The 24,399-nt window shown below is 69.9% G+C and carries 23 protein-coding genes; 10 read left to right on the top strand and 13 right to left on the bottom strand.

Going from position 1 to position 24,399, the window contains the following annotated elements; genetic code table 11:
• Window positions 1-2: 2 nt before the first annotated feature.
• The 3 genes from D3869_RS06015 to D3869_RS06005 all read right to left on the bottom strand — a co-directional run bounded on the left by D3869_RS06015 (window position 3) and on the right by D3869_RS06005 (window position 5,425).
• Window positions 3-1,358 (bottom strand): nucleotide sugar dehydrogenase, encoded by a 1,356-nt coding sequence (locus tag D3869_RS06015; protein WP_041810881.1) that lies wholly within the window; start codon window positions 1,356-1,358, stop codon window positions 3-5.
• A 230-nt stretch (window positions 1,359-1,588) separates the two neighbouring features.
• The gene (locus D3869_RS06010; RefSeq protein WP_137139320.1) at window positions 1,589-3,034 is read right to left on the bottom strand and encodes a flippase; all 1,446 of its coding nucleotides are present in this window, start codon (window positions 3,032-3,034) and stop codon (window positions 1,589-1,591) included.
• 117 nt (window positions 3,035-3,151) lie between these two features.
• Entirely contained in the window at window positions 3,152-5,425 is a 2,274-nt protein-coding gene (locus tag D3869_RS06005; protein ID WP_137139319.1) for a GumC family protein, read from the bottom strand.
• 226 nt (window positions 5,426-5,651) lie between these two features.
• On the opposite strand from D3869_RS06005, the gene D3869_RS06000 reads away from it, so the two are divergent.
• The 4 genes from D3869_RS06000 (at window position 5,652) to D3869_RS05985 (ending at window position 8,486) form a co-directional block, all read left to right on the top strand.
• The gene (locus D3869_RS06000; RefSeq protein ID WP_137139318.1) at window positions 5,652-6,344 is read left to right on the top strand and encodes a Crp/Fnr family transcriptional regulator; all 693 of its coding nucleotides are present in this window, start codon (window positions 5,652-5,654) and stop codon (window positions 6,342-6,344) included.
• Between the two features lie 72 nt (window positions 6,345-6,416).
• The gene (locus tag D3869_RS05995; protein ID WP_137139317.1) at window positions 6,417-6,608 is read left to right on the top strand and encodes a YgaP family membrane protein; all 192 of its coding nucleotides are present in this window, start codon (window positions 6,417-6,419) and stop codon (window positions 6,606-6,608) included.
• 80 nt (window positions 6,609-6,688) lie between these two features.
• The gene (locus D3869_RS05990; protein WP_137139316.1) at window positions 6,689-7,447 is read left to right on the top strand and encodes a helix-turn-helix transcriptional regulator; all 759 of its coding nucleotides are present in this window, start codon (window positions 6,689-6,691) and stop codon (window positions 7,445-7,447) included.
• A 70-nt stretch (window positions 7,448-7,517) separates the two neighbouring features.
• Window positions 7,518-8,486 (top strand): DMT family transporter, encoded by a 969-nt coding sequence (locus D3869_RS05985; RefSeq protein ID WP_137139315.1) that lies wholly within the window; start codon window positions 7,518-7,520, stop codon window positions 8,484-8,486.
• Window positions 8,487-8,563: 77 nt separating this feature from the next.
• Here the strand turns inward: D3869_RS05985 and D3869_RS05980 are convergent, their stop codons facing one another.
• Window positions 8,564-9,148, bottom strand: coding sequence for an ActR/PrrA/RegA family redox response regulator transcription factor (locus D3869_RS05980; RefSeq protein WP_014239303.1), 585 nt, complete (start codon window positions 9,146-9,148; stop codon window positions 8,564-8,566).
• 14 nt (window positions 9,149-9,162) lie between these two features.
• A complete protein-coding gene (locus tag D3869_RS05975; protein WP_137139314.1) occupies window positions 9,163-10,503 on the bottom strand; it encodes an ActS/PrrB/RegB family redox-sensitive histidine kinase in 1,341 nt (446 codons plus the stop codon).
• A gap of 109 nt (window positions 10,504-10,612) precedes the next feature.
• On the opposite strand from D3869_RS05975, the gene D3869_RS05970 reads away from it, so the two are divergent.
• From D3869_RS05970 to D3869_RS05960, 3 genes are all read left to right on the top strand, one after another.
• Window positions 10,613-11,416: an ABC transporter ATP-binding protein gene (locus D3869_RS05970; RefSeq protein WP_137139313.1), complete on the top strand. Its 804-nt coding sequence runs from the start codon at window positions 10,613-10,615 to the stop codon at window positions 11,414-11,416.
• On the top strand, window positions 11,403-12,239 hold the full coding sequence (locus tag D3869_RS05965) for an ABC transporter permease (protein ID WP_051657739.1): 837 nt from the start codon (window positions 11,403-11,405) through the stop codon (window positions 12,237-12,239). Before D3869_RS05970 ends, D3869_RS05965 begins: the two co-directional genes overlap by 14 nt.
• An 80-nt stretch (window positions 12,240-12,319) precedes the next feature.
• On the top strand, window positions 12,320-13,447 hold the full coding sequence (locus D3869_RS05960) for a UDP-3-O-(3-hydroxymyristoyl)glucosamine N-acyltransferase (RefSeq protein ID WP_137139312.1): 1,128 nt from the start codon (window positions 12,320-12,322) through the stop codon (window positions 13,445-13,447).
• A gap of 238 nt (window positions 13,448-13,685) precedes the next feature.
• On the opposite strand, the gene D3869_RS05955 is transcribed toward D3869_RS05960, so the two are convergent.
• From D3869_RS05955 to cobS, 3 genes are read right to left on the bottom strand one after another with little or no spacing between them, the layout of a single operon-like run.
• Window positions 13,686-14,195: a pyridoxamine 5'-phosphate oxidase family protein gene (locus tag D3869_RS05955; RefSeq protein ID WP_109070743.1), complete on the bottom strand. Its 510-nt coding sequence runs from the start codon at window positions 14,193-14,195 to the stop codon at window positions 13,686-13,688.
• Window positions 14,196-14,231: 36 nt separating this feature from the next.
• Window positions 14,232-14,861 (bottom strand): histidine phosphatase family protein, encoded by a 630-nt coding sequence (locus D3869_RS05950; protein WP_137139311.1) that lies wholly within the window; start codon window positions 14,859-14,861, stop codon window positions 14,232-14,234.
• Window positions 14,858-15,637 carry an adenosylcobinamide-GDP ribazoletransferase gene (cobS, locus tag D3869_RS05945; protein WP_137139310.1) on the bottom strand — a complete coding sequence of 260 codons (780 nt, stop codon included), beginning with the start codon at window positions 15,635-15,637 and terminating at the stop codon, window positions 14,858-14,860. The genes D3869_RS05950 and cobS overlap by 4 nt, the downstream gene beginning before the upstream one ends.
• Window positions 15,638-15,814: 177 nt before the next feature.
• On the opposite strand from cobS, the gene cobT reads away from it, so the two are divergent.
• Entirely contained in the window at window positions 15,815-16,843 is a 1,029-nt protein-coding gene (gene cobT / locus D3869_RS05940; protein ID WP_137139309.1) for a nicotinate-nucleotide--dimethylbenzimidazole phosphoribosyltransferase, read from the top strand.
• Between the two features lie 47 nt (window positions 16,844-16,890).
• Here the strand turns inward: cobT and D3869_RS05935 are convergent, their stop codons facing one another.
• From D3869_RS05935 to D3869_RS05915, 5 genes are all read right to left on the bottom strand, one after another.
• Complete coding sequence (locus tag D3869_RS05935; protein WP_137139308.1) at window positions 16,891-17,577, bottom strand: hypothetical protein; 687 nt, start codon at window positions 17,575-17,577, stop codon at window positions 16,891-16,893.
• 110 nt (window positions 17,578-17,687) lie between these two features.
• Entirely contained in the window at window positions 17,688-18,257 is a 570-nt protein-coding gene (locus tag D3869_RS05930) for a hypothetical protein (protein WP_137139307.1), read from the bottom strand.
• 47 nt (window positions 18,258-18,304) lie between these two features.
• The gene (gene dapE, locus D3869_RS05925) at window positions 18,305-19,495 is read right to left on the bottom strand and encodes a succinyl-diaminopimelate desuccinylase (protein WP_137139306.1); all 1,191 of its coding nucleotides are present in this window, start codon (window positions 19,493-19,495) and stop codon (window positions 18,305-18,307) included.
• A gap of 19 nt (window positions 19,496-19,514) precedes the next feature.
• Window positions 19,515-20,357, bottom strand: coding sequence for a 2,3,4,5-tetrahydropyridine-2,6-dicarboxylate N-succinyltransferase (gene dapD, locus D3869_RS05920; RefSeq protein ID WP_014239316.1), 843 nt, complete (start codon window positions 20,355-20,357; stop codon window positions 19,515-19,517).
• 134 nt (window positions 20,358-20,491) lie between these two features.
• Entirely contained in the window at window positions 20,492-21,163 is a 672-nt protein-coding gene (locus tag D3869_RS05915) for a pyrimidine 5'-nucleotidase (protein WP_372712354.1), read from the bottom strand.
• Between the two features lie 291 nt (window positions 21,164-21,454).
• Here D3869_RS05915 and D3869_RS05910 point away from each other — a divergent pair, with 291 nt between their 5' ends.
• Both D3869_RS05910 and D3869_RS05905 read left to right on the top strand, forming a co-directional pair.
• Window positions 21,455-23,047, top strand: coding sequence for a sensor domain-containing diguanylate cyclase (locus D3869_RS05910; RefSeq protein WP_247895739.1), 1,593 nt, complete (start codon window positions 21,455-21,457; stop codon window positions 23,045-23,047).
• Complete coding sequence (locus tag D3869_RS05905) at window positions 23,044-24,378, top strand: DUF2336 domain-containing protein (protein WP_137139303.1); 1,335 nt, start codon at window positions 23,044-23,046, stop codon at window positions 24,376-24,378. The genes D3869_RS05910 and D3869_RS05905 overlap by 4 nt, the downstream gene beginning before the upstream one ends.
• Window positions 24,379-24,399: the final 21 nt, after the last annotated feature.

Raw genomic sequence — 24,399 nt, 5'->3', positions numbered from 1 at the left:
CTTCAGGCGACATGGGCGAAGCGGGCGGCGCCGTGGCTGCCCAGCGCCACGTAGGCCGTGCCTTCGGGCAGGTCCACTTCGCGGCTGTTGAAGTTGTTCCAGAAGTCGTAGATGACCCCCGGACGGTCCATGCGGCGCGCCAGATCCGGCAGCGGCATGGAGGTGAAGACCGGGTGGTTGTTCAGGATGACGGCGAGGTTGGCGCCCTGCACCGCCTCGGCCATGCTGTTGGCGGGCTCCAGCCCGAAGCCGCGGATGTCGTCCGCCGCCACCACCGCGTCGAAGCCGCGCCAGCGCGCCTTGGGGAAGCGGGTGCGCAACTCCTCGAACAGCGGCTTGGCCATGGTGCCGCGCAGGTCGTCGGTCGCCGGACGGCCCTTGAAGGCGAGGCCCATCAGGCTGATGGTCGGTTCCTGCGGGAAGCCCTGCATGGAGCCGGTCAGCCGCTCCAGGAAGTGCGACACCTCGACCGGCTGGCTTTCGTTGATGCGGCGCCCGGCGGCGGTGATGTCCATGTCCACCCCGAACCCGCGCGCGGATTCGATCAGGATGTGGGGGTCCTTCTCCAGGCAGGGGCCGCCGACCGGGCCGGGCAGCGGGAGCTGCGTGCGCGGGTAGCCCAGCTTGCCCGCCCGCGACACCTCCAGCGCCGACACCTCCATGGCGTTGCACAGCCGGGCGATCTCGTTGGCGAAGGCGAAGGTGACGTCGCGGTAGGTGTTGTCCACCAGCTTGATCATCTCCGCCGTCTCCAGCGTCGAGACCTTGACCGTCGTCGGGGTCAGCATGCCGAAGATCTGCGAGGCGCGGGCCGCCACCTCGACGCTTTCCGCGCCGATGATCTGGGGAAGCTGGTTCAGCTCGATCAGCGCCTGGCCCTCCAGCGTGCGCTCGGGGCAGAAGGCGATGTCGAAGCGCTTGCCGGTGCGCCGCAGGATCGGCGCCACCACCTCGCGGGTCGTTCCCAGCTTCACGGTGGAGCGCAGGATGACGAGGTCGCCGTCGTGGATGCGGTCGGCCACCTGACGGGTCGCCGCCTCGATCATGTCGGTGCGCACGCGGCCGTCGCGGTCCAGCGGGGTGCCGACGGTGATGATGAAGACGGTGCAGTCCCGGCAACCGTCCGGCGTGCGGCCGAAGGTGAAGCGCCCGCGCTCCATCACGTGGCGAAGCTTCTCGGCGAGGCCAGGCTCATGGAAATGGGGGACGCCGTGGGCCAGCTTGTCCAGCACCTCGTCCCGGACCTCCACGCCGTGCACCTGGAATCCCGCATCCGCCATGGCGACGGCCAGCGTCAGCCCGACATAGCCGAGACCGAGCACGCAGACGTTCCGGTCGGGAAAGGACTTTGGGAGCATAGTCTTTCGATCCTGCTTAGTGATTGGAGCATGCATCCAAAGGCGCCGCCATCCGCCACCCGCGCCATGCGCAATCCGAACGTCTTGCAACGCGGCATTGTTCCGGCCATTCGTGGTGGCGTGAATTGGCTATGCCGTTGATCGGGCATTGTTTTGTTCGTGGTACCCCGGACCGGCGGCAAGGGTGCGTCCGGTCGGCGTCCTGCGGGATTCGGGATGAGGCGGGCGCATCATGCCGCCGCCATGATCAGCCGGCGCAGCCGCGACGGGCGGATCAGCCCGGTCGCCAGGGCCGCCAGCGCGTAGACCGCGACCAGCACGCTGCCGCCGATCAGCAGCGCGGGCAGCGGGTGCGCGGGGGCCATCAGGTCGGGCAGGGCGTGGGTCAGCCCCATGGTCGCTGCCATGGCGAACGCTGCGCACAGCGCCGCCCGCGCGGCGATTCCGAGATAGAGCTGGCCGACCGCCTGGCGGTGCAGCCAGGCAAGTCCGGTCATGGCGGTCAGCTCCGCGACGATGGTGGCGGCGGCGGACCCCTCGATCCCGTAGCGCGGGATCAGGATCAGGTTCAGCGCGGCGTTGGTCAGCCCGCCGACCAGGATGGCGGTCATGTAGCCGGTCTGCCGGTGCCAGACGAGCAGCGGGTTGCCCATCGTCAGGTTGATGTGGACGATGGCGACCGCGATCATCAGCAGGCGCAGCGTGTCGGCGGCCGGCGCGTAGGCCGGGCCGAAGACGGTGCCCAGGATGGCCGGCGCCAGGGTGAAGCCGCCGGCCGCGATCAGCGCGCCGATGGACAGGATGGTCGCGGCGTAGTCGCGCATCCGCGCCCGCATCGCCTCGCGGTCGCCATAGGCGGCGGCGAGCTGCGGCATGAAGGCGCTGAGGATGATGTTCCCCGCGGTCAGCGACAGCACCAGCAGCTTGGTCACCGCGGCGTACCAGCCGACCTCCGTCTGTGGGGCCATGAAGCCCAGCATCACCAGATCGAGGTGGGAGAACAGCGCCCAGGCGAAGACGCTGACCGCCATCGGGGCGGAGGTCTTCAGGATCTCCCGCCATTTGGCGAGGTCAACCCGCGGCCGCGGCATCCGGAAATCGCGGCTGAAGCGGGCCAGCATCAGGGCGGCGTTGATGACGAAGGAGACGGCGGTGATGCCGGCGGCGATGGCCAGATCGTCCGGCCCGCGCACCAGCGCCAGCACCGCGACCATGTTGCCGAGCGACGTGCCGATCTCGCGCACCGCGATGACGCTCATCCGCTCGGTCGCCTGATAGACGAAGTCGAGCAGCAGCGCGTTGCCGAGAAGCTGGATGGCCTGGACCAGCAGCACCGCCTTGACCAGCGCCGATTTGTCGAGCTGGAGCACGAACAGGGCGTAGAGCCCGCCGACCAGCAGGGCCAGAAGCATCCGCAGCGTCAGCACGTGGTCGGCGAGATCGGTGGCCTTCTGCCGGTCGCGGGCGATCTCGCGCACCGCGTAGGTGGACAGGCCGAGATTCACGAACAGCGCGGCGTAGGCCAGCATGGAGGTGCCGAAACCCAGCACGCCGAACCCGTCCGGTCCGAGCGCGCGCGCGGTCCAGGCCGTGGTGATCAGCCCGCTCAGAAGCGTGGCGACGCGGGCCAGACCCAGCGCGCGGATGTTCAGGAAAATGCGTCGTCCGGCAGTCATTTGGTCTTTGCGGGTGTGTGGGCGTGTCGTGTCGGAGCCCCCCTCCCGACCTCCCCCTGCAAAGCGGGGGAGGGTTGGGTGGGGGCCCGAAACCGTCGCTTCTCTCAGGCGCCGCCGTCAGTTCGCGTAGTAGCGGCGGTAACCGTGGTAGCGCCCGCTGTCCGGGAACTCGTATTGGGCGTGGCGGCGGATATCGACCTGGGAGAACAGGACCCCGACAACCTCGCCGCCCGCCTCGACGATCTCCTTCAGCCCGGCCATGGCGGTCTCCCGCTTGGTCCTGCCCCAGTGCACGATGAAGACCGTCTGGTCGGCCAGCGCCGCCAGCAGCTTGCCCTCCGACACCGCCAGCACCGGCGGGCTGTCCAGGATCACCCGGTCATACTCCAGCGCCAGCCGCGAGATGAGCTGGTGCATCCGGCTGGAGCCCAGCATGTCCTGCGGCAGGGCGGAGCCGCGGCCGGAGGCGATGAAATGCAGGCCGGTGCGCGGGTCGGTCTGGATCACCTCGTTCGGCGCGCATTCGCCGGACAGCACCTCGTACAGCCCGTGCCGGTTCTCCAGCCCCAGCATCGGGTGCAGGCCCTTGCGGCGCATGTCGCAGTCCAGGATGATCGTCTTCTGGCCGGCGTTGGCGCAGATGCGGGCGAAGGCCGCGGCGATCGAACTCTTGCCCTCGCCGGGGACGGAGGAGCTGAACAGGATCACCCGCTGGTGGCCGTCCGGGTTAGCGAGCAGCAGCGTGGTGCGAAGGTTCTGCATCGCCTCGGCGAAGGCCGACATCGGCTTGTCGATGGCGTAGGCGGCGGGCGAGGTCCCGCGGCGGCGGCGGCCGATGGCCGGGACGATGCCCAGCGAGCGCACGCCGGTCGCCGATTCGAACTGGTGCGGGCTGCGGAAGCCGCGCTCCGACTGCTCGCGCAGCATCGCCAGCAGAACGCCCAGCGTGGCCGAGGCGATCAGGGCCAGCAGAACGATCATCTTCTTGTTGGGCTGCGACGGGTTCAGGGGAATCGCCGCCTCCGACACGATGCGGGCGTCGGGCTGCTGGATCTCGGTCTGGCCGGCGATCTCCTGGAAGCGCGTCAGCATCGCCTCGTACATGGTCTGCGAGGTCTCGGCGTCGCGCTCCAGCGTGCGCAGTGTGACGTTGGATTCCTGCTGCTGGTTGCGCTGGGCCTGGAGCTGGTCGAGGTTGGCCTTCAGGGCGGCCTCGCGCCCGCGCTCCAGCTCCACCTCGTTGCTCAGGTTCTGGACGATGCGGCCCACGTCGGCCTTGATCTGGCCCTGCAGGTCGCGCAGCTCGCTCTGCAGCGCGGTCAGCGTCGGGTGGCGGGCGCCGTACTTGTTGGCGGCGTCGGCGATCTTGCGCTGAAGCTCGACCTCCTGCTGGCGCAGCGCCTGGATCAGGGGGGAGCCGAGCACGTCGCCGATGGCCGAGACGCCGCGCGGGCTCTGCGCCAGGGTGGACACCTCGCGCAGCTTGGCCTCCGCCTCCTGCCGCTTGGTGCGGGCCAGGACGTAGCTGGTGTTCAGCTCGGCCAGCTGCTGGGCGATCAGGGTGGTTTCGCCGTTGGCGTTGGTCAGGCCGCTTTCGGCGCGGTACTTCTCCGCCGCCTCGCCGGTCGTCTTGGCCTCGCGGCGCAGCTCGGTGATGCGCTCCTCCAGCCAGGCGGTGGCGCGCTTGGCCGCCTTGAACTTCTCGTCCAGCTGGTCGACGAGGTACATCTCGCCGATGGTGTTGGCGATGAGCGAGGCCTTGCGCGGGTCCTCGCTGTCGAAGTCCACGGCGATGACGTAGGAGCGGCCCTGCGGGCGCACCGCCAGATTTTCGATGAAGCTGTTGACGACCGAGGTCCGCTCGTTGGCTGTCTTCTCCTCCGGGCTCAGCGTGATCTCGGGCCGGTCGCCGCGGGCGCTGTTCCACCAGGAGTCGGGCACCCAGTTTTTCGGGTTCAGATAATAGAACCAGTTGGTCTGCTCGGGCCGCAGCGCCGCGTTGAACTCCGGGTCGTTCATCAGGCCGAGCTTGTCGACCACCTTCTCGGCGAAGGCGGGGGATTTGAGGATCGCCACCTCGCTCTGCAGGGCGCCCAGTTCCGTCGAGAGGCCGGAGACGACCTCCTGGTAGTTCATCACCTGGTTCTTGCGGTGCTCCACCATGATCAGGGTCTGGGCGGTGTAGAGCGGCGTCATGCGCAGGGCGACGAGACCCGCGATGCCCGTCCCCAGCACGATCACCGTCCCGATCAGCAGCTTGTGGCGCAGCAGCATGCCGGTGGTGCGGCGCACCGCGCTGGCCGCCGCGGTCGACAGGTCGAACGAGACCGGTCCCGGGACCGGTGCCGATTGCCGCCGCTGGGGTTGATCCTGAATGTCCTGGGTCGCCAAAGCGGGTCCTCCTCGCATGCCGAACGGCACCCCGTTCGGGGCGTTACGGTGCCTAGAACGTCATCGACCGTCCGGCCGTTTCATGCTGCCCGGAGGGCATATGGTGGGGAAGACACGCTCATTGGGTACCCCTCCCCGGAGTCGCCATTGGGTTGGGCGGTCGGCGGGGTGGACCGGGGATGCCCCTTCGCGGATAATGGTCATCGCCGATCGAAGGGGGCTGGGCATGCTGCCGCAACATGCTGAAAAGACTGACGCCGACTGGGCGGGCGCGTTCCCGGCCCTGTCCGCCCTGGAGCCCGACGCGCGGGCCCTTTTGCGCGCCCAGGGAACCCGGATGGCGGTGCCGCGCGGCACGGTGCTGTTCCGCATCGGCAGCCTGTGCCACAATTTTCTCATGCTGCTGGACGGAACGGTGCGGGTGCAGATGACCGCCGAGACCGGGCGGGAAATCGTCCTCTACCGCGTCGGGGCGGGCGAGACCTGCATCCTGACCACCGCCTGCCTGATGACGCGCGCCGACTACAGCGCCGAGGGCGTGGCCGAAACCGACCTCGACGCCATCGCGCTCGGGGCGGGGGCCTTCCATGAGCTGCTGGCGCGCTCCGCGCCGTTCCGCGACTTCGTCTTCGCCTCCTTCGGCACGCGGCTGCTCGGCATGATGATGCTGGTGGAGGAGGTGGCCTTCGGGCGCATCGACCTGCGGCTGGCCCGTTTCCTGGTCGATCACCGCGACGCGCGCGGCGGGCTGGACACCACCCACCAGACGCTCGCCGTCGAGCTGGGCACGGCGCGCGAGGTGGTCAGCCGCCAGTTGAAGGAGTTCGAGCGGCGGGGCCTCGTGGAGCTGTCGCGCGGCCGCGTCGGGGTGCGCGATCCCGAGGCGCTGCTGGCGCTGGAGCGCACGGACGGGGTGTGACGGAGTCACAGACCGGCGGGCGGAAACGGGCTTGGATGGGCGCACCACCCACCCAAATCCAAAGGTGCATCCATGCCCGTCAACGTCGGCACCATCGACCGCGCGCTGCGCGCCATCGTCGGCCTCGTCCTGATCGCCCTCGTCTTCGTCGGTCCGCAGACCCCCTGGGGCTGGGTCGGCCTCGTCCCGCTACTGACCGCGGTGGTCGGCTTCTGCCCGGCCTACACCCTGTTCGGCGTGCGAAGCTGTCCGGTCAAGAAGTGAGGGACGGGGGCGGAGCGCCGCGCCCCCGCCGCCCCTTTCGGCGGGTGGCCGGCGCGCCGGGTTTCGGTTATAGAAAGGTGATGTCCACATCGCCGCGACTCAGCATCGATGTCCGCAGCTACGGGGCGGCGCACAGCGCCCACCGGCACGATTTCGCTCAGCTCGTTCTGCCGTTGAACGGCGCCCTGGAGATCGACATCGCCGGGAAGGGCGGCCGTCTCGGGCCGTGCCGGGCGGCGTTCGTCGAAGCCGGCTCCCCGCACACCCAGGCGAGCGACGGGCCGAACCGCTCGCTCATCCTGGATCTCGACCCGGTTGTCCTGGAACCGGCGGTCGGCGACCGGCTGATCCGCCATCCCTTCGTCGCGCTGACCCCGGTGGCCGGCAAGCTGATCGACTACATGGGCCTGATGCTGGACAGCGGCGGCGTGTCGGCGGACACCCTCCGTCTCTGGGTGCCCCTGCTGCTCGACGCGCTCGCCGAGGAACCCGCGCGGCCCCGGTCGCGGCTCGGAACCCTGCTGGCCGTGGTCGAGCCCGACCTCGCCAAGCCGTGGACCGCCGAGACGATGGCCGAGCGGGCCTGCCTCAGCGTCAGCCGGCTGCACGCCCTGTTCCGCGCCGAACTGGACACCACCCCGCGCGCGTGGCTGGCGGAGGTCCGGCTGAAGCGGGCGTGCGAGTGGCTCGCGCGGTCGGAGCTGCCGATCGCGGAGATCGCCTACCGCACCGGCTACGCCGACCAGAGCGCGTTCACACGGGCGATGCGGCGGGCCACCGGTTTGACCCCCGCGGCCTACCGGCGCCAAAGCCGCGAGACCCGGCACAAAAGTCCGTAGCCCGGGACAAGACCACCGCCGCGTCCCATGCCATCCTCACCCCGCAAACCAGTGAGGGTTGGGAGCAAGGATGGGCACGACGTGGTTGGGGATCGCCTGCGGCATCGTCGCGGGGGCCTTGTGGGGGCTGGTCTTCCTCGCCCCGGAACTGGCGTCGGCCTTCACGCCGCTTCAGCTCGCCGCCGGGCGCTACCTCGCCTACGGCCTGTTTGCCGTCCTGCTCGTGCTGCCGCGCTGGCGCACCCTGTGCGCCGGGTTCGGCCGGCGCGAGTGGTGGGCGCTGGCGTGGCTGAGCCTGCTCGGCAACATCCTCTACTACGCCCTGCTGGCCAACGCCGTTCAGTTGGGCGGGATGGCGATGACCTCGCTGGTGATCGGCTTCCTGCCGGTCGCGGTCACCGTCATCGGCAGCCGGGATCATGGGGCGGTTCCCGTCCGGAAGCTTCTGCCGTCGCTGCTGCTCGGCGCGGCCGGCATCCTGTGCATCGGCTGGCAATCGCTGGGCGACGCGTTGGGTGACACCAAAACGGGGATGCCGATGGCCGGGATGACCGGGTTGCTCTGCGCGGTCGGCGCGCTCGTCTCCTGGACGGTCTACGCCGTGGGCAACAGCCGCTGGCTCGCCCGGCTCGGCCACGTCTCGGCGCATGACTGGAGCCTGCTGACCGGCGTGGTGACCGGCGCGCAGGCGTTGCTGCTCGCGGTTCCCGCCTTCCTGTTCGCCCCGATCGGCCACGCCGCCGGGGACTGGCTGCGCTTCGCCGCCGTGGTGACCGGCGTGGCCATCCTCGCCTCCATCGTCGGCAACGCCCTCTGGAACCGGATGAGCCGGCTGCTGCCGCTGACCCTGGTCGGTCAGATGATCCTGTTCGAAACCCTGTTCGCTCTGCTCTACGGCTTCCTGTGGGAGCAGCGGCTGCCGACGGGGATGGAGCTTGCCGCCCTCGTCTGCGTGACCGGCAGCGTTCTGTCCTGCGTCGCGGCACACCGCCCGAAGCCGCCGTCCCCGGAGGCCGCGCGGCAACCGGCACCGGCGTAAGGCCGGCCGGGCCATGAAACGACAACGCCCCCTCACCGCTGTGGAGAGGGGGCGTTGTCGTGTCGGAAGGAGACGGATCAGCCGCGCGGGGCGTGCTTGTTCAGGATGCGCTGCAGGGTACGGCGGTGCATCTTCAGCCGGCGGGCGGTTTCGGAGACGTTGCGGTCGCACTGCTCGAACACCCGCTGGATGTGCTCCCACCGCACGCGGTCGGCGGACATCGGGTTCTCCGGCGGGGAGGGCAGCGGGCGGCCGTCGGCCAGCAGGGCGGATTCCACGGCGTCGGCGTCCGCCGGCTTCGGCAGGTAGTCCACCGCGCCGGCCTTCACCGCGGCCACCGCCGTGGCGATGTTGCCGTAGCCGGTCAGCATGACGATGCGGGCGTCGGGGCGGGCGTCGCGCAGGGTCTTGACCACGTCCAGGCCGCTGCCGTCGGCCAGCCGCAGGTCGACCACCGCGAAGGCCGGCGCCGATTCCTGGGCGACGTCGATGCCGAGCTGCACGCTGTCCACGGCCACCACGTTGAAACCGCGCTTTTCCATGGCGCGCGCGAGGCGGGTTCGGAAAGGCGCGTCGTCGTCGACGATGAGGAGGCTGCGGGTAACGTCACCCGTGAACGTCAGCTTGGCGGTTTCGCCCGTTGGACTCTCGTCCGTGGTCATCGCGCTATCCACCACTAGTCCTCTGGTTCTAAGACACCACGGTCCCAACGTACGACAACTCGCGCGCCGCCGCTACGGTTATTGCTAAAGGCTACAAGGGCGCCCGTTTTCTCTAGCAGCGTTTGTGCAATAAAGATTCCCAGCCCCATATGGCCCGACCGCTCGCTTCTTGCGGACAGGTAGGGCTCGCCGATGCGGCTCAGCAGATGGGCGGGATAGCCCGGCCCGTCGTCCATCACCACGACGGTCGCGGACTTGGCGTCCCAGGAGGCGGCGACCGTCACCCGTCCGCCGGCGAACTGGTGGGCGTTCTGGATGAAGTTGCCCAGACCATGGATGATCTCCGGGCTGCGGCGGACGATCGGTTCCTCCCCCACGGAGCCGTCGCTGCGCTCGACCGTGAACTGGATGTGGCCCAGCCGGTGCGGCGCGCCCGCCGCCTCCACCAGCGCGGTCAGCGGCAGCCGCTCGAACGGGTCGCCGCCGTCGGCCTCCGGCTTGCGGGCCAGCTCCGCCAGGATTTCGCGGCAGCGCATCACCTGGCTTTGCAGCAGGGCGACGTCCTCGGTGTAGGGGCTGTTCGGCGGCATGTCGTGCAGGAGCTCCTTCGCCACCACCGCGATGGTGCCGAGCGGCGACCCCAGCTCGTGCGCGGCCGCGGCGGCCAGGGCGCCCAGCGAGGACAGCCGCTGCTCGCGCGCCAGCGCCACCTGCGAGGCCGACAGGGCGTTGGCGAAGCGCCGCGCCTCCTCGGCCACGCGGAAGACGTAGCCGCTGATGAAGCCGGCCGACACCGACAGCGACAGCCAGATGCCGAAGGCGTAGAGCGGGGCGACCGACGGCATCGGCTCCGGCCAGGGCAGCGGGAAGTGCCACAGCGCCAGCACGGTCAGGCAGACGAGGTTGAGCCCGGTCAGCAGAACCACGCTGTAGCGCGACAGGATCGCCGCGGCCACCGTCATCGGGGCGAGCAGCAGGATGGCGAAGGGGTTGGCGAGGCCGCCGGTCAGATAGAGCAGCAGCGTGAGCTGCAGCATGTCGTAGCCGAGGTAGAGCGCGGCGTCGCGGTCGGCCAGCCGCAGCCGCCCGCCGCGCTGGGCCATCGCCACGAGGTTCAGCAGGACCGAGGCCCCGATGGCCGCCAGCACCGGCCCCAGCGGCAATGGGAAGCCCATGACGAGCTGCACCGTCGCCACGGTGGCGAGTTGCCCGATCACGGCGATCCAGCGGATCAGGATCAGGGTGCGCAGCGTGACGCGCCCGTCCAGGTTGGTCCACTGGGCCGGACCCGGCCGGCCGGCGTGGGTCATGGCGTGGCGAAGGGAGGCGGCGGCGGTTGCGGAACCGACGGTCATGGGGACGGACTTTCCGGCAAGGCCGCTCTTCCCGCGGCGTCACATCGAATGGCTGGGTGCTGTTTTGCCACTCTGGCGTTTGCGCGCCAAGCGGCCATATTCTCCGCCTATGGATCAATGCGCAAAACAGCACGCCATCCGGGCCGTGAACCTGACCAAACGCTACGGCACCGTCCGGTCCGGCGAGGTCACCGCCGTGGACGGCATTTCCTTCACCGTCGCGGCGGGGTCGGTCACCGGGCTTCTCGGCGGCAACGGGGCCGGCAAGACGACGACCATCTCCATGCTGCTCGGGCTGCTGCTGCCGACCTCTGGCACGGTGGAGGTGCTGGGCGTGGACATGGTGCGCCACCGCCACGCGGCGCTGCCCCGCATGAACTTCTCCTCCCCCTACGTGGAGCTGCCGCACCGGCTGACCGTGCGGGAGAACCTGACCGTCTACGGCCATCTCTACGGGCTGAAGGGGGTGAAGCGGCGGGTCGAGGAGCTGGCCGAACATCTGGAGCTGACGCGCTTCCTGGAGCGGCCCTCCGGCGGGCTGTCAGCCGGGCAAAAGACGCGGGTGGCGCTGGCCAAGGCGCTGCTCAACCGGCCGGAGCTTCTTCTGCTGGACGAGCCGACCGCCTCGCTCGACCCCGACACGGCGGACTGGATCCGCACCTATCTGGAGCGCTACCGCCTGGAGTCGGGGGCCACCATCCTGCTCGCCTCCCACAACATGCTGGAGGTGGAGCGGATGTGCGACGACGTGCTGATGATGCGCCAGGGGCGGATCGTCGACCGCGGGTCGCCGGCGGGGCTGCTCGCCCGCTACGGCCGGACCTCGCTGGAGGACGTGTTCCTCGACATCGCCCGCGACCGCGCCAATGGCGGGGAAGACGCCCGGCGGGAGGCCGCCGATGCTGCCGAGTGACGCCGCTGCGATGGTTCACCCGAATCCGGCCTTCTCGCTGCGCCGGGTCGGGGCGATGGTGCTGCGCTACTGGTACCTGCTGCGTGGCTCCTGGCCGCGCTTCCTGGAGCTGGCCTACTGGCCGACCATGCAGATGATCCTGTGGGGCTACATCAACCAGTTCATGGCCTCCTCCAGCGCCTGGGTGGCGCAGGGGGCGGGGGTGCTGGTCAGCGCGGTGCTGCTGTGGGACGTGCTGTTCCGCGGCCAGCTCGGCGTGTCGGTGTCCTTCCTGGAGGAGATGTGGTCGCGCAACCTCGGCCACCTCTTCGTCAGCCCGCTGCGCCCCGGCGAATGGGTGGCGGCGCTGTTCGGGATGAGCCTGATCCGCACCGTCATCGGCGTCGTCCCGGCGGCGCTGCTGGCGATCCCGCTGTTCGGCTATTCGCTGTTCGACCTCGGGCTGCCGCTGGCCGGCTTCTTCGCCAACCTGATCGTCTTCGGCTGGTCGCTGGGGCTGGTCATTGTCGCGCTGATCCTGCGCTACGGCATGGGGGCGGAAGGGCTGGCCTGGATCGTCGTCTTCATGCTCGCCCCGGTCAGCGCCGTCTACTACCCGGTCAGCGTCCTGCCGGGCTGGCTGCAATGGGTCGCCTTGTCGCTGCCCTCCGCCCACGTCTTCGAGGGGATGCGCGCCATCCTGTTCGACGGCACCATGCGCTGGGACCATCTGGCCTGGGCGGTGGGCTTGAACGCGCTGTTCATGGGGCTGTGCACGGCGGCCTTCCTCTATTCCTTCCATCAGGCGCGGGTGCGCGGGGCGCTGCTGCAGACCGGGGAATGACAAAAAGCGCTGGCCCTCGCCAGCACCGGCCCGCCGTGGTAGCGTCCCGGCCTCTTCGGACCGACAGCCAGAGCCCCGCCATGACTCCCGTTTCCCCCGCCGCCCCGGTCACCCTCGCCGAGATCGCCGCCGCCCTGGGCGCGGCGCTGGAGGGCGACGGCAGCCTGCGCATCGCCCGCGCCGTCCACCCGTCGGAGGCCGAGGGGCCGGAGGATCTGGCGCTCGGCATGGAAAAGGGCATGACGGAGCTGCTGGCCAACGGCCGGGCCGTCGCCGCCGTGGTCGCGGAAGGGGCGGAGGTGCCGGCCAACCTGAAGGGCTGGATCGTCGTGAAGCGCCCGCGCTTCGCCATGGCCGGGCTGACCACGGTCTTCGAGAAGCCGGTCCACGCCGAGCCGGGGGTCCACCCCGCCGCCTTCGTGGCGCCGGAGGCGATCCTGGGCGCGGGCGTGTCGGTTGGTCCCTTCGCCTATGTCGGGCCGAAGGCGGTGCTGGGCGAGGGGGTGATCGTCATGCCCCACGCCACGGTCGGGGCGGAGGCGGTGATCGGCAAGGACTGCCTGCTGCACCCCGGCGCCCGCATCGGCGAGCGGGTGGTGATGGGCGAGCGCTGCATCATCCACCCCAACGCCGCGGTCGGCAACGACGGCTTCAGCTTCGTGACGCCCGAGCCGGGCAGCGTGGAGTCGGCCAAGGCGACGGGCAAGGTGGTCGGCACCAACGTGCTGATCCACCGCGTGAATTCCATCGGCACGGTGATCCTGGGCGACGATGTGGAGGTCGGGGCGAACGCGACCATCGACCGCGGCACCATCACGGCGACCCGCATCGGCTCCGGCACCAAGATCGACAACCTCGTGCAGATCGGCCACAACGTGCAGATCGGCACCAACTGCATGCTGTGCGGCCATGTCGGCATCGCCGGCAGCACGACCATCGGCGACCGCGTGGTGCTGGCCGGCAAGGTCGGCGTGGCGGATCACGTGAAGATCGGCAACGACGCGGTGGTGGCGGCGAATTCCGGCGTGGGGACGGACATTCCGGCCAAGGCCGTCTACATGGGCTACCCGGCGGTGCCGCGCGACCGCGCCTTCGACCAGTACAAGGGGCTGGCCCGGCTGAAGCGGATGTTCGCGGATGTGACCGACCTCAAGAAGCGGGTCGGGGCGCTGGATGGCGGCGGAAAGTCGGCGGTCGAGGAGAAGTGAGGGCGATGGGGGGCTGCTTGCCCCCTCCCTGACCCTCCCCCGCTATCGCAGGGGAGGGGACTAAAGCGAACTTCCGTTCGCTTTAGACTCACATCGCCTCATTCGCCGGCGGGCTCCGGTCGCATGTGCGACCGAAACCGCCGTCGCGGTCCAAAGCGGATTGCAATCCGCTTTAAGCTCCCTCTCCTGCGTCAGCGGGGGAGGGAAGGGTGGGGCAAACCCTGCCCCTGTGATGCGCTTATTGGAACGCGATCTTCGCGTGATCCCCCGGCTTCGGCGGCTCGCCGGTGATCTTCGCCTTCACATAGCCGTAGGCGTAGACCATCGCGCTCGACGGGCTGTCCCAATATTCGGCCTGATCGACGCTGACCTTCAGCAGCGCGAGATCGGGGTCGTCCACCCCCTGCGGGAACCAGGTGGACAGGATGTCCCGCCACAGGAAGCGGATCTTGTCGCGGTCGCGCACCGTCTCCGCCACACCGGACACCGACACGTAATCCTGCTTGTCGGGATCGGCGTAGGACAGGTTCACGCGCCAGTGGGTTTTCAGTTCATGGACTTTCGGCGAGTCGGCCCGTGTAAAGAACCACAAGGTTCCATCGTCGAATCCCGCGTGCGGCAGGGTCGCCATCGGGCGGGAATGCAAAATGCCGTTCTCGTCCAGCGTCGTCATCATACAGATGCGGAGGCCCTTGATCATGCCCCAGAGCTTCTCGGCGGCCTCGCGATCGTCAGCGCTTCTTGCCATGGTCTGCCCCTCTATTGGTAGCCCAACGGAGTCCGGTCAACGCCCGCTGCCTGGAAAGGTTCCAAGCGCGTTCAGGGCCGCGACCGACCAGGAGCCGTCCATTCCCTCGCGGCCGTAATGGTCGATTCGTGACAGCGAGAGCGGCGCCACCGACAGCCGCAGCGCCGCCTGCGGCGTTAGATCCAATGCCAGGGCCAACGCCGCGCGGATCGAACCGCCGTGGATCACCGCCACGATGTCACGTCCGGCGTAGAGGGTGGTCAGGCGGGCGACCGCCCCGGCCACCCGCTCCATCACCGCGGCGAAGCTCTCGCCGTCCGGTGGGGACTCGACGGCGGGATCGGTCCAGAAGCGGCGGGCCTCCTCGGGATGCAACCCCGCCACGTCGTCGTGGGACAGCCCTTCCCAGCGGCCGAAATCCTGCTCGGCCAGCGCCCGCTCGACCAGCGCCATGTCGCTTCCGGGCAGGCGCAGCGCCGCGGCCGTCTGGCGGGTGCGGCGCAGATGCGAGGTCACCCAGACCGCCTGCGCGGGCAGCCGCGCCGCCAGCGCCGCCAGCGCGTCGGAATCGCCGGTGTCGGCGGCCGGGTCGCTCCGCCCGTAGATCACCTTGCCCGGATTCGGGACGGGAGCGTGGCGGATGAGCCACCAGCGAGTGTTTTTCATGCAACAGTCGCGGCCAGGGTGAGCAGAACGGCGGCCTCCGCCACCTGCTGGGCGGCGCCGAACACGTCGCCGGTGTGGCCGCCGATCTGCCGCCGCGCCTGCCAAGCCACCGCCGCGACCGCCAGGATCGCCGCCAGAATCGCGGCGGGCGCCAGCCCCTTCAGCGCCGTCACGGCCGCGGCCAGCGCCAAGGCGAGCGACAGGGCCACCGTGCCGGGGGACGGGCGTCCCTGCCGGGCGGCGAGACCGTCGGCACGGGCCGGGTCCATGAATCGGGCGATCACCGCCATGCCGCCGCGCGACAGGGCGCCCGCGGCGAGCAGGGCGGGGATGACGAGGCGCGGCTCGGCCAGCGCCGCCAGCGCCGAAGCGCGGACCGTGACCGAGAAGACGATGGCGAGCACGCCGTAGCTGCCGACCCGGCTGTCCCGCATGATCTCCAGCTTGCGGGCCTTGTCGCGCCCGCCGCCGAAGCCGTCGGCGACGTCCGCCGCCCCGTCCTCGTGCAGGGCGCCGGTCAGCCAGACCATGGCGCCCAGCGCCAGCAGCGCCGCCGGCAGCGGCGGCAGATGGGCCAGCGCCGCCAGTCCGTAGACGGCGCCGCCGCACAGCCCGACCCCGGCGCCGACCAGCGGGAACCAGCCCATGGCGCGGGCGTGGGCGTCCCCGGCCAGCGGGCCGGACAGGCGCAGCGGCAGACGCGTCAGGAAGACGACGGCCAGCGCCAGATCGGCGATCCAGTTGGAGACGGGCGGGGCGGGGGAATCTGCGGACATGGCGCTTCGGAGTACGGCAACCCCAGGCCCGCCGCAACGGATAACAGCCCAACAACGGATGACAGACCGGACGAGAGGCGCTTTGACAGCGGATCGGGAATGGTCCAAGGTCGCGCCGCTTTTTCCACTGTTTACCCTTCACCGCATCCTCTGCCGTCAGCGCCAGGACCCTTCGCCATGAGCAACACGCAGCCCGCCATCACCTTCGAGGAAATCCGTGCGCTGGTGCGCAACCTGCCGGGGCCGGACCTCGACGCCGGCACGGCGGCCCTCCAGCGCGAACGGCAGCTCACCAAGCCGGCGGGCGCGCTCGGCCGGCTGGAGGAGATCGCCCAGTGGATGGCGACGTGGCAGGGCCAGCATCCGGCGGAGGTGCGCCGGCCGCGCGTCGCCGTCTTCGCCGGCAACCACGGCGTCGCCGCCCGCGGCGTCTCGGCCTACCCGGCGGCGGTGACCGCCCAGATGGTCCAGAACTTCCAGAACGGCGGCGCCGCCGTGAACCAGCTCTGCGAGGTGGCCGACGCCGACCTGCGCGTCTACGAGCTGGACCTGGAGACCCCCACCGCCGACTTCACCGAGAAGCCGGCGATGGGCGAGGAGGACTGCTGCCAAGCCATGGCCTACGGCATGATGGCCGTGGAGACGGGCGTCCAGCTTCTGGCGCTCGGCGAGATGGGCATCGGCAACTCCACCGCGGCGGCGGCGCTCTGCCACGCGCTGTTCGGCGGCGAGGCCAAGGACTGGACGGGCCGCGGCACCGGCGTGGACGACGAGGGGCTGGCCCGCAAGGTCGCCGCCGTCGAGGCCGGTCTGGCCGCCAACCCGCAGGCCAAGAACGACCCGTTCGAGGCGCTGCGCTGCTTCGGCGGCTATGAGCTGGCGGCCATCGCCGGCGCCATCCTGGCCGCCCGCATGGCGCGGGTGCCGGTGCTGCTCGACGGTTACGCCTGCACGGCGGCGGCGGCGGTGCTGTTCAAGGCCGACCGCCGGGCGCTCGACCATTGCATGGTCGCCCACCGCTCGGTCGAGCCGGGCCACGACCATCTGCTCGCCGCCATCGGCAAGGAGCCGCTGCTCGATCTGGGGATGCGTCTGGGCGAGGGTTCGGGCGCGGCGCTGGCCATCAACATCGTGAAGTCGGCCTGCGCCTGCCACGCCGGCATGGCGACCTTCGCCGACGCGGGCGTCAGCACCCGCGGGGTGTGAGGTCGGAGCCGGCACGGTCCGCGCTTTCGGGACCGTGCCGCCGAACGTCACCGTTCCTGCGAGCGGACCATGAAGTAACGTCGGGGCCGCCGCTGGAGCCATTCGATGCCGAACCGTGATCCGTTGCCGATGTAGTATTCCAACTCGGTGAGGATGTCGCTGTGCTGTTCGCCGAAGAAGATCAGGATGATGTCATGGGTGGTCTGGTCGCCTCCGGCAAGGCTTCCGGCAATATAGCCGGCGATGACCGAACTGCGTTGGTGAACGTCCAGCATGTCCAAGCCGAAGTCGTGATGAGGCGCGCCGTAGAGCAGGGACTGGGTCAGATAGCTTTCGGACACCGGAGAGACGGTCGGTCGAGTGTCGTATGTCAGTCCCCGCTCGCGGATGACCATGTCCGGAACGATGTCCCGGTTCTGAACCGCCGTGGCGACGGTTTCGGCCCGCTCTCGGTCGTCGGCGCTGGTGTGGGTTTCGCCGACCAGCACGATGCTGATCTGGCCCGGCTCCGCCCTTCCGTTCCGCAACGCCTTGATCGTCGGGATGATCTTCTGAGACGCGAGGGGGGCCGCCGGCTCCGCAGGCAGGTTGAAGGATTGCGGGACGTTGACAGGGACCGGCTTCAGTATGCGCAGAGCCTCCATGATCGCCGTGCGCGATTCCTGGAGTCCTTTCTTGCCGACACCCGATTTAAAGATCGTGTCCGCATAGGTGTTGCTGGCGACAGGCAGCATCAAATCGTCTCCTTCCTATAATCCCCCAGGGCCGAACCGGTGGTTCCGGATGCGCCGGCATGGGTTACAGGTCAGACGCCGCTCAACGGCGCGGCGTGAAGAGACGATGGTTACAGCAGCCCATCCGCGAAATCGGTGATGAGGGCGGACAGGAACAGGTCAAGCAGGACCAGGACCGCCGCCGCGACGCCGGAGATGTCCAGCGCCGTGCGCATGACGAACCACTGGTAGGTCAGCATCGCCAGCATGATGCCGAACACCAGCCCCTCGGAGATCGGGCCGGGCAGAAGCCCCGTGGCGGCCAGGATCACCACCGGCAGATAGATGCCCATCTGCACGACCGACGACCAGTTGTAGGCGCACAGGAAATCGACGTAGCGGTTCTGCCGGTCCAGCAGCCCGCTCACCCCGTGCATGACCACGGGGAAGGCCGTCCAGCTGATGACGTAGGCGATGGCCTCCACCACCACGAGCTGGAACAGCGGCGTGTCCGGCACCTGGCCCCACAGCCGGATCGCCAGCAGCAGAGTCCAGGCCGGTGCGACGATCACAGCGGCGTAGAAGGACTTCCACGCCCCTTCGGGGGTGCGGTCCAGATGCTGCAATCCGGTGGGGTCGAACCGCGCCAGACGATAGGCGCCGAAGACGGAAGAGGCGACGTCCCGGGCGGTCAGCGGCATGTTGCGGTCACCGGAGGGTGGTGGGAACGGGCGGAGGAAGCCTTACGTCAACCGATCCGGTCGAAGACGTTCCGCAGAACCTCGCCGTAAATCTCGGTCAGGCGGGTCAGGTCGTCCAGCGCGGTGTGCTCGTCCACCTTGTGCATCGTCTGCCCGACGAGGCCGAACTCGACCACCGGGCAGAAATTCTTGATGAAGCGGGCGTCCGACGTGCCGCCGGTCGTCGAATATTCGGGACGGCGCCCGGTGACGCGCTCCGCCGCCTCCGCCACCAGCTCGGTCAGCGGGCCGGGCGGGGTCAGGAAGCTGTCGCCCGACACGAAATGGTCCAGCTCGTAGGAGCCGCCCACCCCGTCGAGCCGCTGGCGCAGCCACGCCAGCAGCGTGTCGGCGGTGTGCAGGTCGTTGAAGCGGATGTTCAGCGTCGCCTTGCCCTGCGCCGGGATGACGTTGTGCGCCGGGTTGCCGACGTCGATGGTCGTCAGCTCCAGGTTCGACGGCTGGAAATGCGGGGTGCCGGCGTCCAGCGGCTCCGCCGTGATGGCGGCGAGCATGCGGGCCAGCCGGGGCAGCGGGTTGTCGGCCAGATGCGGGTAGGCGACGTGCCCCTGCGCGCCGTGGACGGTCAGGAAGGCGGTCATGCTGCCGCGCCGCCCGATCTTGATCATGTCGCCCAGCGCCTTGGGGTTGGTCGGCTCCCCGACCACGCAGGCGTCGAGTTTTTCACCCTTGGCCTGCATCCAGTCCAGCACCTTGCGGGTGCCGTTGATGGCGACCCCTTCCTCGTCCCCGGTGATCAGCAGGCTGATCGAGCCTTTGGGCGCATTGCCCGTTTCTTTGGCCGCCTTCACATGGCGGGCCGCGGCGGCGACAAAGGCGGCGATGGCCCCCTTCATGTCCACCGCACCCCGGCCGTAGAGGCGGCCGTTGTGGATCTCCGCGGCGAAGGGATCGATGGACCAGCCCTTCAACTCGCCGGGGGGCACCACGTCGGTGTGCCCGGCGAAGCAGAAGTTCGGCCCCTCCGTGCCCAGGCGGGCGTAGAGGTTGTCCACCGGCGCCGTGCCCTCCTCCTCGAACCGCAGGCGGTGGCAGACGAAGCCCAGCGGCGCGAGCGCCGCCTCCAGGACGCCCAGAGCGCCGCCGTCCTCGGGCGTCACGCTGGGGCAGCGGATCAGGGCCTGCGCCACCGCGACGGGATCGCAGGGGTCAAAGGAAGGAGCGGCGGCGGTGGTCATCTTGCGGTCTTCCCCGGCGTCAGTCGCGCAGCAGGTCGTTGATGGAGGTCTTGGCGCGGGTCTGCTCGTCCACGCGCTTCACGATCACGGCGCAATAAAGGCCCGGACCCGGGGTGCCGTCGGGCAGCGGCTTGCCCGGCAGGGTGCCCGGCACCACGACGGAGTAGGCCGGAACGCGGCCGACGAAGACCTCGCCGGTGTTGCGGTCGATGATCTTGGTGGAGGCGCTGATGAAGACGCCCATGGACAGCACGGCGCCGCGCTCCACGATCACGCCCTCGACCACCTCGGAGCGGGCGCCGACGAAGCAATCGTCCTCGATGATGACCGGGTTGGCCTGGAGCGGCTCAAGCACGCCGCCGATGCCGACGCCGCCCGACAGGTGGACGTTCTTGCCGATCTGCGCGCAGGAGCCGACGGTGACCCAGGTGTCCACCATGGTGCCGCTGTCGACATAGGCGCCGACGTTGACGAAGCTGGGCATCAGGATGACGTTCGGCGCGACGTAGGCGGAGCGGCGGACGACCGCGCCCGGAACGGCGCGGAAGCCGGCGGCCTGGAACTGCGCCTCGGACCAGCCTTCGAACTTCGGCGGCACCTTGTCGTACCAGGAGGCGCCGCCCGGCGCGCCGGGGATCGTCTCGTTGGCGTTCAGGCGGAAGGACAGCAGGACCGCCTTCTTCAGCCACTGGTTCACGACCCAGCCGGCGTCCGTCTTCTGCGCGACGCGCAGGTCGCCGGAGTCGAGGCCGGACAGGGCCTCCTCCACGGCGTCGCGGACGGCGCCCTTGGTCGAAACATTCAGGGTGTCGCGGGTTTCCCACGCGGCGTTGACGGCGGATTCGAGGCTGGCGTGGCTCATGGCGGCATTCGCTGGGCTGTCTGTTCGAGGGTTCGGAACATGGGCCGGGCCGCGCCGCCTTGTCAACGTTGCCTTGTTCTCAATGGGTTCTTAAAGGGTTCCTACGGAGGGTCGAGGGGCCTTGCGGCCGCCTCTCAGCCCGCGATCTCCTCCAGCCAGGCCGGCAGGTCGTCCACGGTGTGGTCGATGTGGCTGCCGGTGCCGACTCCGCCCTCGTCGGGGCGGGCCCAGTCGGCTTCGCTGCGCACCCACACCGTCGTCATGCCGAGCGCGTGGGCGGGGACGAGGTTGCGGGCGATGTCCTCCACCATGCAGGCGCGGGCGGGGTCGATGCCGTAGTGATCCACCAGGATGTCGTAGGGCCGCGGGTCGGGCTTGGGTACATAGCCGGCCTCGACGATGCCGAAGGTCGCCTCGAAGCAGCCGTCGATGCCGAGCTGCCGCGTCACGTTCTCGGCGTGGCGGACGGAACCGTTGGTGTAGATGATCTTGCGCCCCGGCAGCCGGTTCAGCGCGTCCGCCATGCTGGGGCAGGGGGCCACCGGGCTGACGTCGATGTCGTGCACATAGTCGAGGAAGGGCACCGGATCGACGTCGTGCTCCACCATCAGGCCGCGCAGCGTCGTGCCGTGCTCCCGGAAGAAGCGCTTCTGCATGACGCGCGCCTCGTCGTAGGTGATGCCGAAATGCCCGGCGATGAAATCGCCGATGCGCCGGTCCACCTGGGCGAACAGGTTGCAGGAGGCGGGATAGAGGGTGTTGTCGAGGTCGAAGATCCAGACCCCGGTGTCGCGGAGGGAAGCCATCATGGGCTGAAGAATGGGGCTTCGCCGGCCCTCCCGCAAGCCGCTTCGCCGCATGGCCTGTTTCCGCTCCGGAGTGGAAGCGCTTTCAATGAGTGGTTGCGTATGGCAGGTGCCCGGACCGCCTGAAGAAAGATTCGGCGAAGAAACGCATTTTTCCGGTATACTCCGCCCCGCGCAGTCTCAGGTTCGCACCGTGTCCGCAGACCCAATGTCCGAAGTTCCGCCGGCCACCCCCCCGGCGCCGTCCTCACCCCCACGCTCCTGGCCGCATTCCCCGGTCCGGCGATCCGGTTGGATTCCGCTCACGCGGTTGCCGCCGCGAACGCCGCCGCGGAGGAGCTGCTGTCCGCCGGCGGACGCTGGCTCGCGGACATCCAGGGGTGGCTGGCGACCTGCAGCGTCGCCCCGGGCCTGCGCTCCCTTCCGGTGGAGCTGCCGCGCGGCGTGATGATCGTCGAATGGGCGGCCACGCCGCTGCCCGACGGGGAGATCCTGCTGCTGGGGCGCGACGCCACGCTGGAGCGGCAGCTCCGCCAGACGCTGATCGAGTCGCGCCGCCGCTACAAGGATCTGGTCGAGGTTTCGAGCGATTTTGCCTGGGAAACGGGCAGCGACGGGCGATTCGTCTTCGTCACGCCCAAGGGCGCGCTGGGCTACACCTCCGATGCGTTGATTGGTCGCAACCCTAAGGATCTGGCGGTGACCGAGTGGGGCGACCTGCCGTTGCCGTTCGACAGCCGCCGTCCCGTCGATCAGGCGGAGCTGTGGCTGAAGCGGGTGGACGATCTGCCCGCCTGCTTCGTGGTGTCGGCGGTGCCGCTGTTCGGGCCGCAGGGCGAATGGCTGGGCGCGCGCGGCGTCTGCCGGGAGACGACGGAGCAGGTGCTGCGCTCCGCCGAGCTGGCGCGGGTGCGCAACCGCGAGAAGATGCTTGCCCACATCGTCCACACGCTGCGCGACCAGCTCGACGCCCAGAAGGCGCTGCATGTCGCCGCGGTGGAAACCGCCCGCGCGCTGGGCGCCGACGGCTGCCGCATCTACCGTGCGACGGAAACCGGCGCCCTGCGTCCCGCCGCCGATTTCGCCGCGGAGATTCCGCAGGAGCTGCTGTCCGACCTGTCGCGGCCGCTTCTGGAGGAGATCGCCGCCGGCGAGGACGCGCGGGAGCTGACGCTGGGGGCAAACCGGCTGCTCGCCGCCCGGACGGAGCACCGGCAGGCCGTCAACGGCGCCGTGGTGATCTGGCGCGGCGACGATTCCGATCCCTGGGACGAGGAGGACCGGATCCTGCTGTCCGGCGTCGCCGACCACATCGGCATCGCCCATGCGCATCTGGCCTACCAGGAGCGGCTGCGCCGCCTGTCGGAACGCGACGGGCTGACCGGCCTGTTCAACCGCCGCACCTTCTTCGAGCGGCTGGAGGAGGTGCTCGGCCGTCCGGACACCGGGCCGTCCGCGCTTCTCTATGTGGACCTCGACAACTTCAAGGCGGTGAACGACCTGCACGGCCACCAGCAGGGCGATGCCGTGCTGAAGGCCATCGGCGGGCTGCTGACCAACGGCGTCCGACCGGGCGACCTGCCGGGGCGGCTGGGCGGCGACGAGTTCGTCCTGTGGCTGGGCCGCACCGACGAGGCGCAGGCGGTGGCGGTGGCCGAGCGGCTGCTGGCCGGCATGGCCGCGCTGCGCCATCTGTCCGCCGCGCCGGACAAGCCGCTGGGCCTGTCCATCGGCGTCGCGGTCCACCGGGTGGGGCGCGAGACCCTGCAGGAACTGACCGATCGCGCCGACTCGGCGATGTACGACGCCAAGAAGCGCGGGAAGGGCCATTACGCCGTCGCCCCGCTCCCCACGGACGCCGCCGTGGCGGAGGCGTCCCGATGACCGTCCACGGGGATCCCCAGCTTCTCGATCCCGCCGATTACGAGGCGGCCAAGCGGATGGCGCGCAGCGCCGACCCGGCGGTGCGTCGCCGCGTCGCCGCGTCGCCCGAGACCCGGCCGGAGCTGCTCTATTTCCTGGCCGCCGACACCGCGACGGAGGTCCGGGAGGCCATCGCCACCAACGCCGGCACGCCGCGGCAGGCCGACCTGATGCTGGCCAAGGACCGGGAGGTCGCGGTGCGCGGCGCCCTGGCCCAGAAGGTCGCCCGGCTGCTGCCCGACCTGTCCGCCGACCAGGCGTCGCAGATCGAGCGGCTGACTCTGGAGTGCCTGGAGGCGCTGGCCCGCGACCAGGCGACGGAGGTGCGCGGCATCCTGTCGGAGGCGCTGAAGGAACTGCCCGGCGCCCCCCACGGCGTCATCAACACGCTGGCCCGCGACGTGGAGCTGTCGGTCTGCGCCCCGGTCCTGCAATTCTCGCCGATCCTGACCGACGAGGACTTGTCGGACATCATCATGCGCGGGCCGGTGGCCGGCGCCCTGTCGGCGATCGCCGGGCGCAAGCAGATCTCGGCCTCCGTCGCCGACGCGATCGCGCGCTCCGACGACGAGGCGGCGATGACCGCGCTGCTCGCCAACCCTTCGGCCCAGATCCGCGAGGAGACGCTGGACCGCATCCTCGACCAGGCGCCGCAGCACGAGCCCTGGCACGCCCCGCTGGTGCGCCGTCCCCGCCTGCCGGCCCGCGCCGTGGCGCGTCTGGCGAGCTTCGTCGCCGACAACCTGCTGAAGGTCCTGCGCGAGCGCACCGACCTCGACCCCGCTGCCGCCCACGCCCTGGCCGAGGGCGTGCGGGTGCGCGTCAACCGCGGGGCCGGGGGCAACGGCGGCGGTGGACCCGGTGGCCCCCGCGGTCTCGTCGATTTCGGGGAGGAGGAGCTTGGCCATCTGCCGGGCGACAAGGACAAGGCGGCCGAACGCCCGTCCGACAAGGCGGCAAGGCTGAACAAGGAAGGCAAGCTGACGGAGAAGCTGCTGGAGGGCGCGCTGGCGGAGGGCGACCGGGCCTTCGTCCTGGCCGGGCTGGGCGAGCTGGCGCAGCTTCCCATGCCGATCATCGACCGCATCATCGGCACGCACGCCCCGCGCGCCGTCACCTCCCTGGTCTGGCGCTGCGGCCTGTCGATGCGCTTCGCCCGGCAGGTGCAATTGCGCATCGCCCAGATTCCGCCAAAAACCGCGCTTATGGCAAGGGAAGGCGTCCTTTACCCGATGTCTGACGACGAGATGCGCTGGCAGCTCGCCTTCTTCGGAGTCGAGGAGAAAGCCTGACGCCGCGCCACCACACGGACC

It is taken from the genome of Azospirillum brasilense (assembly GCF_005222205.1).
Lineage (GTDB): Bacteria > Pseudomonadota > Alphaproteobacteria > Azospirillales > Azospirillaceae > Azospirillum > Azospirillum brasilense_G.
The sequence above is the reverse complement of the archived record's forward strand: the minus strand, read 5'-3'. Positions and strand labels throughout refer to the sequence as shown.

What these genes read in the sequence shown, in the direction of transcription:
- D3869_RS06015 (WP_041810881.1), bottom strand. Translation starts at nt 1,358, where the DNA reads ATGCTCCCAAAGTCCTTTCCCGACCGGAACGTCTGCGTGCTCGGTCTC.
- D3869_RS06010 (WP_137139320.1), bottom strand. Translation starts at nt 3,034, where the DNA reads ATGACTGCCGGACGACGCATTTTCCTGAACATCCGCGCGCTGGGTCTG.
- D3869_RS06000 (WP_137139318.1), top strand. Translation starts at nt 5,652, where the DNA reads ATGCTGCCGCAACATGCTGAAAAGACTGACGCCGACTGGGCGGGCGCG.
- D3869_RS05995 (WP_137139317.1), top strand. Translation starts at nt 6,417, where the DNA reads ATGCCCGTCAACGTCGGCACCATCGACCGCGCGCTGCGCGCCATCGTC.
- D3869_RS05990 (WP_137139316.1), top strand. Translation starts at nt 6,689, where the DNA reads ATGTCCACATCGCCGCGACTCAGCATCGATGTCCGCAGCTACGGGGCG.
- D3869_RS05985 (WP_137139315.1), top strand. Translation starts at nt 7,518, where the DNA reads ATGGGCACGACGTGGTTGGGGATCGCCTGCGGCATCGTCGCGGGGGCC.
- D3869_RS05980 (WP_014239303.1), bottom strand. Translation starts at nt 9,148, where the DNA reads ATGACCACGGACGAGAGTCCAACGGGCGAAACCGCCAAGCTGACGTTC.
- D3869_RS05975 (WP_137139314.1), bottom strand. Translation starts at nt 10,503, where the DNA reads ATGACCGTCGGTTCCGCAACCGCCGCCGCCTCCCTTCGCCACGCCATG.
- D3869_RS05970 (WP_137139313.1), top strand. Translation starts at nt 10,613, where the DNA reads ATGGATCAATGCGCAAAACAGCACGCCATCCGGGCCGTGAACCTGACC.
- D3869_RS05965 (WP_051657739.1), top strand. Translation starts at nt 11,403, where the DNA reads ATGCTGCCGAGTGACGCCGCTGCGATGGTTCACCCGAATCCGGCCTTC.
- D3869_RS05960 (WP_137139312.1), top strand. Translation starts at nt 12,320, where the DNA reads ATGACTCCCGTTTCCCCCGCCGCCCCGGTCACCCTCGCCGAGATCGCC.
- D3869_RS05955 (WP_109070743.1), bottom strand. Translation starts at nt 14,195, where the DNA reads ATGGCAAGAAGCGCTGACGATCGCGAGGCCGCCGAGAAGCTCTGGGGC.
- D3869_RS05950 (WP_137139311.1), bottom strand. Translation starts at nt 14,861, where the DNA reads ATGAAAAACACTCGCTGGTGGCTCATCCGCCACGCTCCCGTCCCGAAT.
- cobS (WP_137139310.1), bottom strand. Translation starts at nt 15,637, where the DNA reads ATGTCCGCAGATTCCCCCGCCCCGCCCGTCTCCAACTGGATCGCCGAT.
- cobT (WP_137139309.1), top strand. Translation starts at nt 15,815, where the DNA reads ATGAGCAACACGCAGCCCGCCATCACCTTCGAGGAAATCCGTGCGCTG.
- D3869_RS05935 (WP_137139308.1), bottom strand. Translation starts at nt 17,577, where the DNA reads ATGCTGCCTGTCGCCAGCAACACCTATGCGGACACGATCTTTAAATCG.
- D3869_RS05930 (WP_137139307.1), bottom strand. Translation starts at nt 18,257, where the DNA reads ATGCCGCTGACCGCCCGGGACGTCGCCTCTTCCGTCTTCGGCGCCTAT.
- dapE (WP_137139306.1), bottom strand. Translation starts at nt 19,495, where the DNA reads ATGACCACCGCCGCCGCTCCTTCCTTTGACCCCTGCGATCCCGTCGCG.
- dapD (WP_014239316.1), bottom strand. Translation starts at nt 20,357, where the DNA reads ATGAGCCACGCCAGCCTCGAATCCGCCGTCAACGCCGCGTGGGAAACC.
- D3869_RS05915 (WP_372712354.1), bottom strand. Translation starts at nt 21,163, where the DNA reads ATGGCTTCCCTCCGCGACACCGGGGTCTGGATCTTCGACCTCGACAAC.
- D3869_RS05905 (WP_137139303.1), top strand. Translation starts at nt 23,044, where the DNA reads ATGACCGTCCACGGGGATCCCCAGCTTCTCGATCCCGCCGATTACGAG.